The sequence below is a fragment of the Vibrio sp. JC009 genome, from assembly GCF_029016485.1.
GTDB lineage: Bacteria > Pseudomonadota > Gammaproteobacteria > Enterobacterales > Vibrionaceae > Vibrio.
Genome location: NZ_CP092106.1, coordinates 1031988 through 1048983, shown reverse-complemented (window position 1 = coordinate 1048983; position 16996 = coordinate 1031988). Strand labels below are relative to the sequence as shown.

Here is a 16996-nt window from a genome sequence, read left to right as displayed (position 1 = left end):
TTTCATTTATCTTGAAAATTACACGCGAACTGCTTTTGCAGAACCAGCCCTAGACACAGCAGCAAAGACAAAGCAAATAGCAACAAACGAAGCCAGCGCAGCACCGAATGCAATGGAAACCGAACCAGACATTCCCAGTACCACATAACCAATACATGAAACCAGTGCCACAGACAGTGCATAAGGAAGCTGAGTTGCCACGTGGTCGATATGATTACAGCGTGCACCAGTCGACGAAAGAATGGTGGTATCAGAAATTGGCGAACAGTGGTCACCAAATACAGAACCAGCCAGAACCGCGCCAAGCATTGGCAGCATCATAGATAAATCTGTAGCACCTGCCATATCACCGGCAATTGGCAGCATAATTCCGAATGTACCCCATGAAGTACCGGTAGCAAATGCCATCAAGCCAGACAGCAGGAATAAAATAACCGGCAGCCACTGAATATTAATATTGCCCTGAACAAGCGATGATAAATAAGTACCTGTTTTCATATCACCGATAACAGAACCGATAGACCAGGCAAATATTAGAATTAAAATTGCGCCTAACATAGATTTTGCACCAATCCAGATAGTTTTAGCTATATCTGAAAGTGGAAGTTTTTGTTTTAGCACCGTTAATAACGCAATAAATAAACCAACTAATCCACCATTAACCAGAGACTTACCCACATCAGTATTTTCAAATGCGCCTAAAAGTGAGAACTCTTTACCAGACTCAGCAAGCGCATCGCCGCCCGTAGTCAGCATAAAAATAACGGTAGCAATAATTAACGCCGAAATTGGCGCAATCAGGTCAAATACACTGCCGTGTTCGCTTTCAACAATATCCAGCTCTTCGTTAATTTCATGCGCTAACTCATTATCATCGTCAGATTTAACTTCATTGCCTTTACTTGCTTTCTGTTCATGCGTGCGCATAGAGCCAATATCAATCTGGAACCAGGCAACGGCAAATACCATTAATAGAGCAAATACGGCATAAAAGTTCATTGGCACTAAGCGAATATAAGCGCCGATAGCAGAATACTGGTCCAGCCCATGAGTAACTAAAATACCACTGATGATCGTCATGATATATGCGCCCCAGCTCGATGCCGGCATTAATACACACATAGGCGCAGCGGTGGAATCCAGAATATAGGCCAGTTTCGCGCGTGATACATTATATCTATCGGTAACAGGACGGGAAATGGCACCAACAGCCAGGCTATTAAAATAGTCGTCGATAAAAATAAATACGCCCAGGAATGCTGCCAGTAGCTTAGAGCCTCTTTTACTTTTTACCCGCGCTTGTGCCCAAATAGCAAACGCTCTTGTACCGCCGGAAAGAGTAAGCAGAGCAGTCATCATGCCCAGCAATAAAAGAAATGCGACGATACTCATATTCCATGAGTTAATACCACCATCTTCAATAAATACACCTTTAACGGTGGTACCAATATATGCAGCAGCATTAAAGAAAGAATAATCTGCCAGTAGCAGAGAACCAAGGACAACACCAATCCCCAGAGAAAGCAGAACGCGACGCGTAATTATTGCCAGCGTTAAGGCAATCAGTGGCGGCAGCACCGATAACGGTGAGGAAGCAAAATCGATTAAATTCATGATCTTCAAAAACCTTTCAGGTTAGAGATCTACTGCAGTGAAATTACCCAAAACGGTAATTTAAGTTGAACAAGCGAAAGGGAAGCGAACACTTCACCCAACCCTACAGTAGCGCTCCATAGTTTAACAATAAAATAGACTATGGCAGTGTTGCACTTATTCAATGCAACCCCAGCGAACCGCTTTGATATACAGGTTCACTTCGGCAATCATTCCTTTCACTACTATTCATTGGTATCACCCCAACAGTAGTTACTGATAAAGACTGCGCCTCTACGTCAGTTCTCTGACTGATTTTGAATAAAGTTTACTCAAACCAGTTTCAAACTGAATTAGGTAGCGGCGATTCTACTGATCCAAATGCGCATTGCAAGATAAAACTCGATCAATTTCACGAAACTCAATAGTTTTGCATTCTAAATGACTATTTAAGCACTATTTCATGAAATCAATGAAAGGGACTGATCAACAGGGCAACCGCATGAGTGCTCAGCTTTTCGCCACCTGACTAAAACCTGCATTTAAAACGGTTTCCAGCATTGATGTATTCATCATGCATCGCTTTTGTTTTCCAACAATGCTCACCTTTGTCGGTTCAGCACGAAGCATATTCAGGCTCATATGACGCAGACAAGATAAGTTTTCTGCACCATGATCTTTATATATCTGGCAGGCGTCTTCACCCATACTGACATCAAGAACCCAATGCATGGACTCTATGCCCCAATGCTCTCTTACCGCTGCTAAGGCTTGCTCTGCGCTAAGAGCCTTGGAACTGATGTAGTAACGATATTCAAGGTCAACCGCTTTTCCTTTTTCAAGGCGGAAGTTCTCAACCATTACGATACTTTTCAGGCCTTTCCAGCGTGAGAAATTACCTCCAAGATCTTTGCTGTCAAAGACATAACATTGACGAGATTCAATACGTCCGTGTCCATTTTCTAAGGAGATTGTCTCTGGCATATTAGCCCGCTGAGCTGAAAAGGCATTTTCCACTGCTTTTCGGAGTTTCCCTTGATTACTTTTTACTGCAAGTAAGTAATCTCCACCTTTGTCTACAATGGCTTTGGCTATTTTGGTCTGGCATGCCATTGCATCAATCGTGACTAAAGCTCCTTTGATATCAAGCATTTCTATCAGCTCTGGGATCGCTGTTATCTCATTGCTTTTTTGATCGGTTTTGAGCTGTCCAAGCACCAATTTATTTGAGGAAGCATACGCACTAATCATATGGATGGTGCTGGCTCTATCTTCGCGGTTGTATGATCCACGAAGCGTTTTTCCGTCAATAGCTACCACTTGACCTTCTGTCAGCGTGTGTACCGATGACATCCAATTGACGAAACATTCATGAAACTGTTCAGGTTCAATAGTGGAGATAATTCGAGCGATGGTATCGTCGGCGGGAATACCTTCTATAAACAATCCATTACGTTTAAACCAGTCATGATGCCCAAGAATGTATTCTCGAATATCAAACCAACCTTTAGCACCTGCTATTACCGCACACAATGAGCCAAACAGGACATCAAATAGGCAATAAGTAACTTTTGCACTCTGACGTTGGTCGGTTATTGGTTGAAAATGTTCTTTGAAGTGGTCAATGTGCATGGTGTTCTCCCTAAAAGGAGAGTATATGATCACAGCTAGATGTGATCGTCAAATCGATCTTACTTTTTGCTTAAAAAATACTCACGATCTCACCCTGGACTGATCAAGCTTTCCATAAAGGAAGTTATTTTACACTTAATCACTCATATATAGACGATAAGTAAATTTCTTGTAAGAATATCCGCTGTTAATATTCATTAACGAGAATTTTGCTATATTTAGCATTAGACATTAATAAAATTATTTGTAATATCTTGGTACACTGTTATCATTATATTGTTTAATTAAAGTCCAACGGGAAGAATTATGTCAGAACTTACCAAAACTCTGCTCAATATTCGTAGCCTGCGTGCATTTGCCCGCGAGTTAACTTTAGAGCAACTAGAAGAAGCACTAGATAAACTAACTATCGTAGTAGAAGAGCGTAAATCCGCTGCTGAAGAAGAAAAAGCAGCAAATGCAGAGCGCGAAGCTAAATTAGCTGAATACGCTCAAATGATTGCTAAAGACGGTATCGATGTTGCCGATTTAGTTGCAGCTCTTTCTGGCGAGACTAAAACTAAGACTCGTAAAAAGCGCGAACCACGTCCTGCGAAATATAAATATGTAGACACTAACGGCGAAGAAAAGACCTGGACAGGCCAGGGCCGTACACCTTCTGCAATTCAGGCACAGCTTGATGAAGGCAAATCTCTGGATGATTTCCTGATTTAAGTATCTATATATTAGATGTAAAAAAAGAGCTCTAATGAGCTCTTTTTTATTGCGTAAATATAAATACTTAACGCTCCCAATACGCCTCTTCCAGGCTATCTTCCCGCTCAGGAAGGCCTCTTGATAACCTTGGGGAATGCTGAACTAATACTTCATAACTGGCGCGGTTTGCATATTTACAAACCTGGGAGAAAGAAGAATAAGTTAAAAACGGATACTGATGCTTACTTGAATTTGGCACATTCTCTTTATGGTATTTATTAGCAGCCATATCGTGCAGAAGTGCAGAAAGCGCTGCATCTCCGGCACCGTTGGTATTTTTAATCTTCTCCGGACCGCCCATATATGGCGCAATATGGGAATAAACCTTAATTGGATTTTCACAGGCGCTTTTAGACGACGGGCGGCTGAATTCATATTGGTTAAACTCAGCAATCGCACCAGGAAGCAGTGGCAGAGAAGTGGTTCTCTTTGCATTATCTTCCGTATAACCCGCCATAAACAGGCCGATAGGACCTGCTGTACACAATACAAGGTCAACCCACTCCAGCGCTTTATCTGATGCCAGTAGCGGATCGGACTCGCCTGTAAGCGCTTCTGCCTCATCTTCATTCATTGCAACAACCGTTACGTTGTCATTGAGAAAATCCTGCCAGAATTTCGGGTCATCCTGAATCACAAATTTAGTTCCCAGAGTCAGCACAACCGGTACATCGTACTTTTTCGCGTATTCAATCGCCTGCATGGTCGCTTCAGGCATTGGATCGCCCTCTTTACAACGCACCAGATAAGCAGTCAGTACAAGCGCTGAAGCGTTTTCGAAGATCTTCTCAGGGATATTTTCCGGCTTTAGCTGGTTCATCTGGCCTTCACTGATTGCGAAGGTGCGCTCACCGTCATCTGAGATAAGGGCGAAACAGCGGCCAATCGCGCCATCCACGCCCTGCAGGTGGTTCAGGTCCATACGGCTTGAGGTATTACACAGATAGCGGTAGCCATAGCTGCCGATTTCGATATCTTTGCTCATTACACCAAGCAATGTAGAAGCGTCGTCGGCCAGCACAGAGTAGTTGTGCAGCGTGTTGCCAATAGTACCGCCGGCAAACTCGTTGGTGATCAGCTCTTTCTCTTTTAACTCACGGTAAAGCGCTTCAGCAGTCTGATCGTCGATAACCAGAGAATGCCCCTTACTCAGGCCAAATTTCTCGATATAGTCGTCGGGAACACGGGCTTCAATATCAACCAGAGTCTGATCAATACCGATTACATGAGTCTTTGCCATCTTTCTGACCTGAGACTGACTAACCAGAGGATCGCGCTCGTGAACCGGGAAATAGTGTTTAGATTTGCGTTGGCCTGGAAATTTCATGGGAACGTTCTGCTGGAAGTGGGTAAAGAGGTAAGTTTAGCTTGTGATAGGCTTATCAGCAATATGGCGAGGAAAAGCAAACGGTTGCGGGAGAAGCTTTCAGCTATCAGTTGTCGGCTTTCAGTGAAAAACAGGTCTAACTGGGCAGAAACTGACATCTGACATCTGACATCTGACAGCCTGACTCTTATACGCAAATATCAAAGTGATCAGAGAACGGTTCTCCCCCTTGAATGAAAAAACCTAATTGGTTGATAAAGCTAATAGAAGGGGGAGTTAGAGGGGGTTGGTTATGCCATGCATGGTTAAACCACCAAAACTTAACCCCATGAGAAACAACCCCTCCCTGCCTCCCCTTCGATGTTACTTCTTCGAAAATCCGTCCTTTCGAGGCTAAGGGGAGGAGCATTCTTTGGCTCCTTAAGCTTGTGTATAAGAGTCAGGCTAACAGCGATTCCCTTGGGAATACATACCCTGGTTAAAGAGACCTATAGTGTCATTGAGCCCTGTAAGGAATATTCGGAGGGATGCCAAAGATGGCGTGTGTTATTCTTTCTTGATGGTAGGCCTGATGCGCGTCATTCCGGAAATTGCATAGCAATTATCCGGAATCTACTCACTGCGCGTTATATGTTCACAGAAAACTTATAGTCTACAACGCGCTTTAATCAGATTCCCGCCTTCGCGGGAATGACAACAGTTGGAGTTGATCACTCCTGATCAATCATCCAGCGGCGGAATTCTTTCTGCTCTTCTTTGCTTGCTTTGGTGTACCAAAGTTTTAGCTGGGTAACCGGGTCGCCTTCTACTTCAAGTTTACCGGTTTTTTGATCTACTGTAACAACAGCGTCAGTGATGTCTTTAGTACCCATGCTCGTTAAAATAAGGCCACTTTGCTTATTATGAGCTTTTATTGCTTTTTCAATATTCGTAAAGGGTGCGAAGCCACTTCCATACATTGTTTCAATAGTTACCGGGTATGATTTACCTTCAGACTCAAGCTCCCAGCCCATCTTATTCTTTTCCAGCGCCTTTTCTACTGTATTAACGCTATAAAAAGCTTTATGGCTCAGCTCATAGCTTGCATTCGGATCGGTAACCTCTAACTGCATAACTAATGGCTTACTTGCAAATAACTTTGTTTTTGAACCATCTTTAAGCTGTTTAGCATACTGAAGAATAATCTGATGTTTACCTTCAGGTAGTTGACTAAGGACTGATTTATCCTGCTGTTTCTTCCCATTTAATGCAAGCAGCTGGATAGAATATGGTAGCTCGAGTGACGCTGCATTCACATATGAGGAAAACGCTATCAAAGCAGACATTGACAACATAGTGATTTTTTTCATAGCTATTTCCTATTGTTTAATAAATTAAAAAGCCACCCAAATGGGTGGCTTTCAAGAATATCTAAATATGCTTTAGATTAGAAGCTTAGCTTAGCACCAACAGCGTAGCCCATGTCGTTGTTCGCGTAAGAACCAGCGTCACCTTCAGTTTCAGCGATTTCAACATATACAGAAGCGTTAGTTGCTAGAGCGTAAGATACGTTTGCGTACCATTGATCCTGATCCTGAACACCTTCAACATCAATTGTAGACCAACCAGCACCTACAGTAGTCTTATCCATAGTGTATGCAACACTTAGAGAGATAGCATCAGCTTCGATATCGCTTGTAGTACCAGCAGCATCTTTCTCACCAGATGTGTAAAGAGCGCCTAGAGACAGAGCATCAATAGAGTAGTTAGCTTGGATTGCTAGGTTATCGTAATCTGCTGCCGCTTCGTCTTCAGCAGTAGAGTAGATTACCATCACGTCTAGGTCAGCAACGCGTAGACCAGCTTTAAGATCGATTTGCTCGTAATCGTTGCTAGTAGTGTCGTCACCATCTGCGTCTGCAGTATATGCAAGACCTGCGTAGAACATCTCACCGTTGTCCCACATTACTTTAGCAACCTGGCTAGTCTTATCATCGATACCGATAGCATCGTTTGCTTCGTAGTTACCTGCGATGTTTTCGTCGTTTGCAACGCCGATTTCATCAACAAAGTTAACCGCACGACCAACTGTCACAGTAACGTCACCAGCAGTAACACCAATGTATGCGTTGTCGATAATTGGGCTGTTAGTGCTTTCAGTTTGAGAAGCATCATCATCTGATGTTTCGTTACCGTTCCACTGGATTTTACCAAATACTTTAACGTCATCATTTACAGCAGTAGATGCATCGAAACCAAAGTCGTAGTCACCAACAAATAGTGCACCGTCTTGATTTGTACCGATAGCTTGCTTGTAACCAACTTCTAGGTCACCAAATACACCAGCTGTAACACCGTCTGCATCGTATACTGTAGCTGCGTTTACTGAACCAGCCATTGCTAGTACAGAAAGAGCGATTAGAGTCTTTTTCATAATTAATCCACTGCCTTTTCTTAAGAAAATTCGGGAAATCCTTATCCGGTTCCCTTTAGTTTTATTGATGATGCCGGTTTCTCTTTTGGAAACTCGTCATCGCCATCAAATTGCGGGGTCTAGATTGCAAAAGTTTTATTGGCATGTCAAACGGATAAATTTTCCTAAATAAAAAAATATAAAGCCTTTAATTTCATACACTTAAAATCAACACATTGAGATAAGTGTGATCTACATAATAAAATATTCATCAAATTTAAATAAAACTCAGTGATAAACTAGCAGTGATAATAACCATAATTTATTAGTTTTATACAGTTTATCCATACATAATCCTGTTTACATATTTTTATTTAGACATATCATTCTGTTTCAGGCGTATTTCTAGAGTTCCGAGAAGGTTCAGTTTTTTTTTGGGATATAGATCAACTTTTAATTAAATTATGAGCTGCAATGGGTACAAAATGGGCAGTGTCACTCGCAAATTGTGGATAAAAATGGGGTTTTGGGGGTGGGGGGAATTTCTGATTTTTTGATTAATTGAGCATATTTTCATCACCACTGTGGGCTATGAGGCTATGAGGCTATGAGGCTATGAGGGAGGATAAGGCGCTAATTGCGATAGTTCACTTTTTTACTCTGTGCTACTATGCCGCTTCCATTCAGCGGGCGAAATCATGCTTAATCCTAGAATTCAGAAATCCATTCGTGGCAGTTATCAGAACCTTCAGCATCAGTTGGATAACTTTACCCCCAGAAGAGCACAGAATTATCTGGTGGCGGAGATAGCAAAAACACTGAGCGGTGAGTATCACGACAGAAACCGTATTATGATTGCAGAAGCTGGGACCGGGATTGGTAAGTCGCTTTCTTATCTTATGGCGGCAATTCCTGTTGCTGTGCTTAACAACCGTAAGCTGGTTATTTCTACTGCTACCGTTGCGCTTCAGGAGCAGCTTCTTAATAAAGACCTGCCTCTGTTTCGTCGTATTACCGATCTGGACTTCTCTTTTATTCTGGCAAAAGGCCGGCAAAGATACTGCTGCGCTGAGAAACTGGCTATTGCCTGCGGTGCTGATGGCGGTCAGATGGCGATGTTTGAAACTAAGCCTAAGAAAAAAGATATCGAACTGCTGGAGACCATGTACCGCTCGCTGGCTCAGGGCAAATGGGATGGCGACCGGGATTCCTGGCCTAAGCCTATAAAGGATGAACTCTGGCAGGTGATTGTCAGTGATAAGCACAGTTGCAATAACGCCTTACCACAACACAGAGGCTGTCCTTTCCAGAAAGCACGCTCTGAAATGGATAAAAATGATGTGGTGATAGCTAACCATAGTCTGGTTATGTCTGATATTAACCTTGGTGGTGGCGTTATTCTCTCTGAGCCGGAAAATACCATTTATGTTTTTGATGAGGCGCATCACCTTCCCCGCGTTGCCCGTGACCATTCATCTGCTGCTGCCAGTTTAAAAGGTGCCGCCAGTTGGCTGGAAAGTCTGAATCAGAACTCAGCTAAGTTTGCCAGCCTTGCTGACGATAAAAGAGTCAACCGGTTCCGCAATGAGCTTCAGGAAAATATTCAGCAACTGATCCCTGACTTAACTCAACTGGTAAGGCAGTTTAATCCTTCAAGCTTTGAGGAGAACGTCTTCCGCTTTGAAAATGGCGAACTGCCGGATTGGCTGGAGAAAAAATCGGATGAACTAAAAAATTCATCCGGCAAAGCAAATCAGGCACTTGGCAAGATAATGGATCTCATTGCTGAGCAGGTAAAAGACGGTCAGCTTTCAGCAAGACTGGCTGAGCCTGCGCTGGCTGAAGCCGGAACCTATCTTCAGCGGCTGGAAAATTTGCATAAGGTCTGGTCATTAATGGCTGAGCCAAGAAGGGAAAAAGGCGCTCCGCTGGCGAGATGGTTTGAGGTCAATCCGGAAAGAGAAGGCGATTTTATCGTAAATGTCTCACCACTTGAGATTGGCTGGGAGCTGGATAAAAAACTCTGGAGCCGCTGTATTGGCGCGGTACTGACATCCGCAACCGTACGGGCGTTAAATTCATTCAGTTTCTTTTGTCGTCAGGCGGGTGTTAGCGAGAAGAAAGAAAACGGCACACAATTTCTGGCTCTGGCTTCTCCCTTTGATTACCAGAATAATGCCGAACTCTGTATTCCCGCTATGAAGTATGAGCCACAGGAAAAAGAGTATACCGACTATCTGGCGGAGATACTTCCCTCTTATATAGAAGAAGATAAAGCCAACCTGATCCTTTTTGCTTCCTACTGGCAGATGAATCAGGTGGCTGAAGCCCTTGCTGATCAGTTTGTAAAAAATGGCTGGGCACTTCAGGTTCAGGGGGACAGTTCCCGTGTGGAAATTCTAAAAAAACATAAAACGCTGACTGAAAAAGGGAAAACCAGCGTTCTTTTTGGTACCGGGAGTTTTTCTGAAGGTCTGGATCTGCCGGGGAAACTTCTGGAAAACCTGATTATTACCAAAATTCCTTTTGCGGTTCCTACCTCTCCTGTGGAGCAGGCGCATTCGGAATATATTGAGCAGAGAGGCGGCAATTCCTTTATCCAGATTTCTGTGCCTGAAGCGAGTAAGAAACTGATTCAGTCCGTTGGCCGTTTGCTGCGTAAAGAAGAGGATTCTGGTAGAGTCGTCATCCTTGACCGACGTCTGGTGTCTAAGCGCTACGGGAAGTCTTTGCTGGATTCGCTTCCGCCGTTTAAAAGGAATATAGAGTACTGACGGGTTTCGTCATTCCTATCATCGCGTCATTCCCGCGGAGGCGGGAATCTGATTGAAGCACGTTGTAGAGCCATAGATTATTGTTAACACTACAGCGCGCAGACAGTAGATCCCGGATAATGGCTTCGCTATTTCCGGGATGACGAATAATTAAAACTAAATATAGAAAAAATAGAAAACACAAAAGGTTTCTGACTAAATGGAAATGATTGAACCAGCAACCCTGGTTATTCTCTCACTGGTGGCCTTTGCCGCCGGTTTTATTGATGCTGTCGCCGGAGGTGGCGGAATGCTGACCATTCCTGCCCTGCTCTCTTTAGGCTTGCCGCCACATATCGCGCTAGGCACCAATAAACTGGCTGCGACTTTTGCATCATCCACAGCGGCGATTACCTATTACCGTAAGCGACTGTTTAATCCTCAGTTCTGGGGAAAAGCCTTTATTGCCACTTTAATTGGCGCAACCTGCGGAACACTTGTGGTAGATGCCATCAGCACAGACTGGCTGGAAAAGGCCTTGCCACTGGTTGTTCTGGCAGCCGCTGCCTATACCATTTTACATAAAGCGCCCGATGCCAATAAAAATGTGCTGCCTGAACCGGGCAAGCAGATTAATAACAAGCAGATAGCTCAGGGATTTACCCTTGGCTTCTACGACGGTGTTGCCGGACCGGGAACCGGGGCCTTCTGGGTAGTGAGCAGTATGGCAATTTATCGTCTGAATATTCTGCTCGCTTCCGGCCTTGCTAAGGCGATGAACTTTACCAGTAACTTTACTTCTCTGGTTACTTTTGCCTTTTTGGGTCATATTAACTGGGTGCTTGGGCTGGCGATGGGTGTTTGTCTGATGCTTGGGGCTTATGTTGGGGCGCATTCGGCTATCCGGTTTGGGGCTAAGTTTATTCGGCCGGTGTTTGTTTGCGTTGTTAGTGTGTTGGCGGTTAAGTTGGCGGTTGAGGCTTGGGTATAAGGGGCTATGGGGTTATGGGGTTATGGGGCTGACTCTAGTACACAAGTTTAAGAAGCCAAAGAATGCTCCTCCCCTTAGCCTCGAAAGGCCGGATTTTCGAAGAAGTAACATCGAAGGGGAGGCTGGGAGGGGTTGTTTCTCATGAGCTTAAGTTTTGGTGGTTTAATCATGCATGGCATAACCAACCCCCTCTAACTCCCCCTTCTATTAGCTTTATCAACCAGTTAGGCTTTTTCACTCAAGGGGGAGAACCGTTCTCTGATCGCTTTAATATTTGTGTATAAGAATCAAGATTACAGGTAGTGTGTTGAAGTCAGTACTTTCAGACAACTTTTTTCTTTAGGTTAAAATGAACAAATTTGAGCAACTTGAACAGACTTTGGAAACTCTGGTTAAACAGGCTTCGCTGCTTGATCGTAAGCGGGGGGAGCATTATCAGCCGCTGTTTGATGAGAGGTTGTTTGGTTGCCGGGCTAAGCTTTTGCTTCCCTGTGTTGAAGAGGCTCAGGGGGTACTTGAGACTTTGATCCGTGAGCAGAGTGAAGGGAAACTGACTTCTGCCAGTGCGGAGTATCTTACTGAGCACCTTGTGGATCAGGTTTCGGCGATTTCCAGAGAGCTTTCTACCGAAGCGATTCGCAAGAGCGAAATCAGACACGGCAGCCATTACCGAAAACCTATTAACCTTCTTTATCAGGATCTTGCTCAGCATCAGGAGTGGGAACGAAGACTGAAAGAGATGGTGCGAAATAAAAAGCTGGCACTTCAGTCCGCCTCTCCTGCAGAAGCGCCCGGAGCTCAGCAGGCACTTATCGCAACCGAAAGAAGGCTGATAAAGTGTCAGGCCGCTAAATTGAAAATTGAAAAACAGATTAATTACAGAGAAAGAAAACAATGACAGAGCAAAACTCAAGCCCGTTAGACAATGCGCCCGATGAAATCAAACTGGCCGTGGATCTTATTTATCTGCTTGAGTCTAATGAGATTGATCCTGAAACTGCTTTAAAAGCGATTAATATTGTAAAGAAGGATCTGGAAGCCCGCTTAGATAAGGAAGCGGATAAATAGTAAGCCAGATGGAGCGGAAAACATCATTCTGATGTTCGTCTGTGCTCTCACCAAGTTTCTCTCCCTGCTTTTCACCACTTTGTTCACTATCGTAAAAGTGGGTTTCGCCTGTGGCGGAGAGATCAAGCTGCCAGTCAGGCGAAGAAGCTAACACTATTCCCTGACTCAGAATCAAAACCAACAATCCGGCCAACCATTTTCCAGTAATCTGTTTCATGACGACTCTTGCCTCTTAAGTAAGTGACTCTGTACTAATAGCAGCAAAAACTATTCCAGAAACAGATCAATCGGGCCCACACGCTAACCAACTGATCTTAAAGAGTTATTTATAAAAAGGCGAAAACCGTCTTTTTACGGGTGCAAACAAAGGTAAATAATAGTGGCAACATCTGGCCTTGGCTCTTATACACAAGTTTAAGGAGCCCAAGAATGCTCCTCCCCTTAGCCTCGAAAGGCCGGATTTTCGAAGAAGTAACATCGAAGGGGAGGCTGGGAGGGGTTGTTTCTCATGAGCTTAAGTTTTTTAACCATACATGGCATAACCAACCCCCTCTAACTCCCCCTTCTATTAGCTTTATCAACCAGTTAGGCTTTTCACTCAAGGGGGAGAACCGTTCACTGATCACTTTAATATTTGTGTATAAGAGTCAACATCTGGCCTACCCGGCTTTTCTCAGAGTTAACTGAACCGTGCTGATACTTTTAGCCAGAAAACCCCCTTCGCAATAACTCAGGTAATAACGCCACATGCGGATAAACCGTTCATCATAACCAAGCTGGCGAACCTGATGCACAGAGCCGGTAAATCTTGTATGCCACTCAGACAGCGTGCTGGCGTAATCCTGGCCGATATCTTTTACATTGGTAGCCACCAGCCTGCTGTGACGGGTAGTCGTTTCCAGCAGTGCAGTGACGGAAGGTAAAAAGCCGCCGGGGAAAATATACTTCTGAATAAAGTCTACCCGGCTGCTGTAGGCGTGATAACGCTGGTCGGCAATAGTAATGGCCTGAATCGCCATTAATCCATCCGGCTTAAGCAGCTCATTACACTTTTTAACGTAGGAAGGCAGATATTGTTTGCCCACCGCCTCTATCATTTCGATGGAGACCAGTTTATCAAAGCGGCCTGTCAGCTCCCGGTAATCCTTTTTCAGCAGTGTAATCTGCTGTGATAACCCTCTTTGTTCGATCTCCTGTTTGGCATACTGGTATTGTTGTTCGGAGATAGTGGTTGTGGTCACCTTGCATCCGTAGTTCTCTGCCATATAGATCGCCATGGCACCCCAGCCGGTGCCGATTTCCAGCACATGATCTGAGCTTTTTAGCTGCAACTGGAGGCACAAGCGTTCCATCTTATTCTTTTGAGCGACCTCTAAGGACTCCTGCTCAGACAGATAAATTCCTGACGAGTAAAGCATATTGCTGTCGAGAAACAGCTTGTACAGATCGTTGCCTATATCGTAGTGCGCTTCGATATTCCGCCTGGAGTTCGCCTTACTGTTTTTATTTAACCAGTGATCAAACTTGTACAGCAGCTTTGATAGTTTCCCGGCTTTAGACTCAAGCCTGTCCAGTACCGGCAGGTTCTCAGCCATCAGGCGCATCAGAGCCGTTAAGTCCGGGCTATCCCACCAGCCATTCATAAAGGCTTCGCCTACCGCGATACTTCCACCTTTCAGCAACACCGGATAGAACTGAGGATTTTTTATCTCAATGGCAGCATGAGTACCACTTTCACTGCCAAAGCGTTCTGAAACCATCTCTCTGCTTTCACTGCAGGAAAAGTTCTCAATAAGAGAAAGCGAACCTTTATCCAGAGCCGAGGCTATACGCAGAACAAGTGTTCTGGCGGTTCTCTGGGATGAGCTTAGTACTTCGGCATTAATACTTGCGGTTGAATCTAACATGGTTATCCCTCTCCGGATCGGGTTTGTCTGCTTCCCGAACCGGGATGCGGGTAAATTGGTGCTCTTTTCAGAGCAAGTTTTAGCGCGTGCCAGTAAATTCCCCATACCACTTTTAGCGTCATAAATGGCGTTGCACTGAGCTGTTTAATCAGGTTTGTTGTGGTAAATGTACTGGCTTTCATAGACAGGGTTGCGCTGAATTCTTTGTCTGCACGATGGCATTCAAGATGAACAAAAAGCTTCTCTGCTAAAGGTTTTAGCCTCCAGACATACTGCTGATCCATCGGGTTAAAAGGCGAAACATGAAACGCCTTCTGATGAATCCATTTCTGGCTGTCTGAACTCACAGCATAGTAATGGCGCTGATTCCAAGGTGTGTTACTCACCTCCGCCAGCAGATATCGCCAGTTGTCCTGCTCATCAAACAAGTAGTAGAAATTCACCGGACTGAAATAGAGGCCAAAGTATCTCAGGTGACATACCATTACGACCCGCCCCTGAACTTTCTCTCCGGTAAGCTGATACACCTTGGCCTGAACATCCGTTTTAAGATCGCCCTCTCCCAGATAATCTTCTCTGTGAAAACGCGCCCAGTGCCACCACCGGTAACCAAACCCCCATACCTTTTCCTTCAGCATTTCAAGTTCATCCAGGTCAATACAGGGCATAAACAGTGAATAGCTAAAACTGTGCTGTACTGGTTTAAAACGGGAATGCATCACCTTTCCCACCATCAGAGAGCTGCGCAGAGTCATGCGGCCCCCTTTTGCTGGTTCGGCGTATTCACGCTCTCTTCCAGTCCGCTGACTACATCAATCGCACTTCTTACCCCGTCTTCATGAAATCCGTTGTACCAGTAGGCACCGCAGAACCAGGTGTTGCGGGCTCCGTTGATTTCGTCTCTGCGTTTTTGTGCCTTTATGGTCCGGCGCTCAAACAGCGGATGATCGTAAATAAAGCTCCGCAGGATTTTGCTCTGATCAATCTTGTTCTGTGAATTCAGAGAAACACAAAAAGTGTGAGAAGACTGAATATGCTGAAGAATATTCATATTGTAAGTCAGCGTTGGGCGGGCTTTACTTAACGAATTCGTATCTGCCAGATGATAATTCCAGGATGCCCAGGCTTTTTGCTCTATGGGCAGTAAGCTGGTATCCAGATGCAGCGTCACTTCGTTTTCCTGATAACGGATATCAGAAAGTATCTGGCGCTCATAGGGTGAACAGTCTGCCAGTATTCTTAAAGCCTGATCGCTGTGGCAGGAGAAGATAACCTGATCAAAATGTTCATCCCTGCCACCGGCCCGAATCACTACACCACTTTTAATGCGCCATACTTTTTCTACCGATGTGTTAAGGCGTATTTTATTCCCGAATCCTTTTGTCAGTGGCTGAATATACTCTCTGGAACCACCTTTAATCACATACCACTGCGGTCTGTTGGCAACATCCAGCAAGCCGTGATTGAGGAAAAAACGTAAAAAGAAATCCAGCGGAAAAACCCGCATATCAGCTATGGTAGAGGACCAGATCGCCGCACCCATAGGCAGAATATAGTTTTGCGCAAAATAATCACTAAAGTCATAAATCTTGAGAAAATCCCCCAGGGTCAGGGCATGACTGCTCTGATAGCTGATGCTCTCTTTAGCCAGACGGTTAAAACGGATAATTTCCCGGATAAACTGATAAAACTGAGGATTAAGCCAGTTTTTCTTCTGGGCAAACAGGGTACTTAAAGTATGTCCGTTATATTCAAGGCCGTTAGCATCATTACGGACGCTAAAACTCATCTGAGTCGGCACACCCTCAACACCAATCTCATTCATCAAATTAATAAAATTGGGGTAAGTTCTGCCGTTGTAGACAATAAATCCGGTGTCGACAGCATAGTTGCGGCCATCCACCTCCACATCGACGGTGGCTGTATGGCCTCCGATATAAGAGTTAGCTTCAAACAAAGTGATATCATGGTGCCGGTGCAGATAGTAACCCGCCGTCAGTCCGGAAATACCTGTCCCTATAATTGCAATCTTCATTCTACTTCCCCAACCGATTTTTCAATGAACGAACCGTTTCCCCGAGCACCGGGATGTTTTCGTAAAGCATTTCACCAAGATCAAAGTAGTCTCTGTGGTACAGCACTTTGTCCTGATAAAACTCAATATGTGTACAGCCATCCACAAGTATTGTTTTTCCGCCTTTCAGGCGTGGGTGTTGAAGGGACATCTCCCAGACAATAAAACCCACACTGCTTTTCTGCATATGAGAGCGGATATGGAAAGTGCAGGCATCCACATTTTTGTACAGAGATTTAAAGTAATTGTACAAATTCTCAATGCCGTGAATTTCGTGTGCAGGATCATGAAATTGCACATCTTTATGATAAACATCATTTAACTGATGGAGATTATCCAGACTCAGACTCTTATAAAACTCAGCGACTGTTTCAATATTCATAACATCACCTGTCACAGAAATGTAAAGCTATTAGTTTACAAATTAGTACACCACGGACAAATTGTACAAATTATTTTTTGTGCAATTTTTCCCTATATTTTCTGTGGTATTTATACGAAAA

At 44.2% G+C, this 16996-nt stretch carries 14 protein-coding genes and 1 riboswitch; of the genes, 5 read left to right on the top strand and 9 right to left on the bottom strand.

Annotated features, from left to right (window positions below; all coding sequences use genetic code 11):
* Positions 1–18: 18 nt before the first annotated feature.
* Both L3Q72_RS04880 and L3Q72_RS04875 read right to left on the bottom strand, forming a co-directional pair.
* Positions 19–1614 carry a Na+/H+ antiporter NhaC family protein gene (locus L3Q72_RS04880; RefSeq protein WP_275131545.1) on the bottom strand — a complete coding sequence of 532 codons (1596 nt, stop codon included), beginning with the start codon at positions 1612–1614 and terminating at the stop codon, positions 19–21.
* Positions 1615–1715: 101 nt separating this feature from the next.
* Positions 1716–1898, bottom strand: a riboswitch (Lysine riboswitch).
* A gap of 205 nt (positions 1899–2103) precedes the next feature.
* Complete coding sequence (locus tag L3Q72_RS04875; protein ID WP_275129476.1) at positions 2104–3225, bottom strand: ISAs1 family transposase; 1122 nt, start codon at positions 3223–3225, stop codon at positions 2104–2106.
* A gap of 306 nt (positions 3226–3531) precedes the next feature.
* Between L3Q72_RS04875 and L3Q72_RS04870 the strand changes: the two genes are divergently transcribed.
* Positions 3532–3939 (top strand): H-NS family nucleoid-associated regulatory protein, encoded by a 408-nt coding sequence (locus tag L3Q72_RS04870; protein WP_275131544.1) that lies wholly within the window; start codon positions 3532–3534, stop codon positions 3937–3939.
* A gap of 67 nt (positions 3940–4006) precedes the next feature.
* Here L3Q72_RS04870 and L3Q72_RS04865 read toward each other — a convergent pair whose 3' ends face one another.
* From L3Q72_RS04865 to L3Q72_RS04855, 3 genes are all read right to left on the bottom strand, one after another.
* Complete coding sequence (locus L3Q72_RS04865; RefSeq protein ID WP_275131543.1) at positions 4007–5308, bottom strand: inosine/guanosine kinase; 1302 nt, start codon at positions 5306–5308, stop codon at positions 4007–4009.
* Between the two features lie 710 nt (positions 5309–6018).
* Positions 6019–6657: a DUF2057 family protein gene (locus L3Q72_RS04860; protein WP_275131542.1), complete on the bottom strand. Its 639-nt coding sequence runs from the start codon at positions 6655–6657 to the stop codon at positions 6019–6021.
* Positions 6658–6734: 77 nt separating this feature from the next.
* Positions 6735–7721, bottom strand: a complete 987-nt coding sequence (locus L3Q72_RS04855; protein ID WP_275131541.1) for a porin — start codon at positions 7719–7721, stop codon at positions 6735–6737.
* Positions 7722–8398: 677 nt separating this feature from the next.
* On the opposite strand from L3Q72_RS04855, the gene dinG reads away from it, so the two are divergent.
* The 4 genes from dinG to rsmS all read left to right on the top strand — a co-directional run bounded on the left by dinG (position 8399) and on the right by rsmS (position 12512).
* Positions 8399–10474 carry an ATP-dependent DNA helicase DinG gene (dinG, locus tag L3Q72_RS04850; protein WP_275131540.1) on the top strand — a complete coding sequence of 692 codons (2076 nt, stop codon included), beginning with the start codon at positions 8399–8401 and terminating at the stop codon, positions 10472–10474.
* Positions 10475–10673: 199 nt separating this feature from the next.
* Positions 10674–11444, top strand: a complete 771-nt coding sequence (locus L3Q72_RS04845) for a TSUP family transporter (protein WP_275131539.1) — start codon at positions 10674–10676, stop codon at positions 11442–11444.
* A 349-nt stretch (positions 11445–11793) separates the two neighbouring features.
* On the top strand, positions 11794–12342 hold the full coding sequence (locus L3Q72_RS04840) for a primosomal replication protein (RefSeq protein WP_275131538.1): 549 nt from the start codon (positions 11794–11796) through the stop codon (positions 12340–12342).
* Complete coding sequence (rsmS, locus tag L3Q72_RS04835; protein WP_275131537.1) at positions 12339–12512, top strand: pleiotropic regulatory protein RsmS; 174 nt, start codon at positions 12339–12341, stop codon at positions 12510–12512. The genes L3Q72_RS04840 and rsmS overlap by 4 nt, the downstream gene beginning before the upstream one ends.
* Positions 12513–13171: 659 nt before the next feature.
* On the opposite strand, the gene L3Q72_RS04830 is transcribed toward rsmS, so the two are convergent.
* Genes L3Q72_RS04830 through L3Q72_RS04815 form a run of 4 tightly spaced genes read right to left on the bottom strand, consistent with a single transcriptional unit; the run spans position 13172 to position 16875 of the window.
* A complete protein-coding gene (locus L3Q72_RS04830) occupies positions 13172–14419 on the bottom strand; it encodes a cyclopropane-fatty-acyl-phospholipid synthase family protein (RefSeq protein ID WP_275131536.1) in 1248 nt (415 codons plus the stop codon).
* A 2-nt stretch (positions 14420–14421) separates the two neighbouring features.
* Entirely contained in the window at positions 14422–15174 is a 753-nt protein-coding gene (locus L3Q72_RS04825; protein WP_275131535.1) for a DUF1365 family protein, read from the bottom strand.
* Positions 15171–16454, bottom strand: a complete 1284-nt coding sequence (locus tag L3Q72_RS04820) for an FAD-dependent oxidoreductase (protein WP_275131534.1) — start codon at positions 16452–16454, stop codon at positions 15171–15173. The genes L3Q72_RS04825 and L3Q72_RS04820 overlap by 4 nt, the downstream gene beginning before the upstream one ends.
* A 1-nt stretch (position 16455) precedes the next feature.
* Positions 16456–16875 (bottom strand): nuclear transport factor 2 family protein, encoded by a 420-nt coding sequence (locus L3Q72_RS04815; RefSeq protein ID WP_275131533.1) that lies wholly within the window; start codon positions 16873–16875, stop codon positions 16456–16458.
* Positions 16876–16996: the final 121 nt, after the last annotated feature.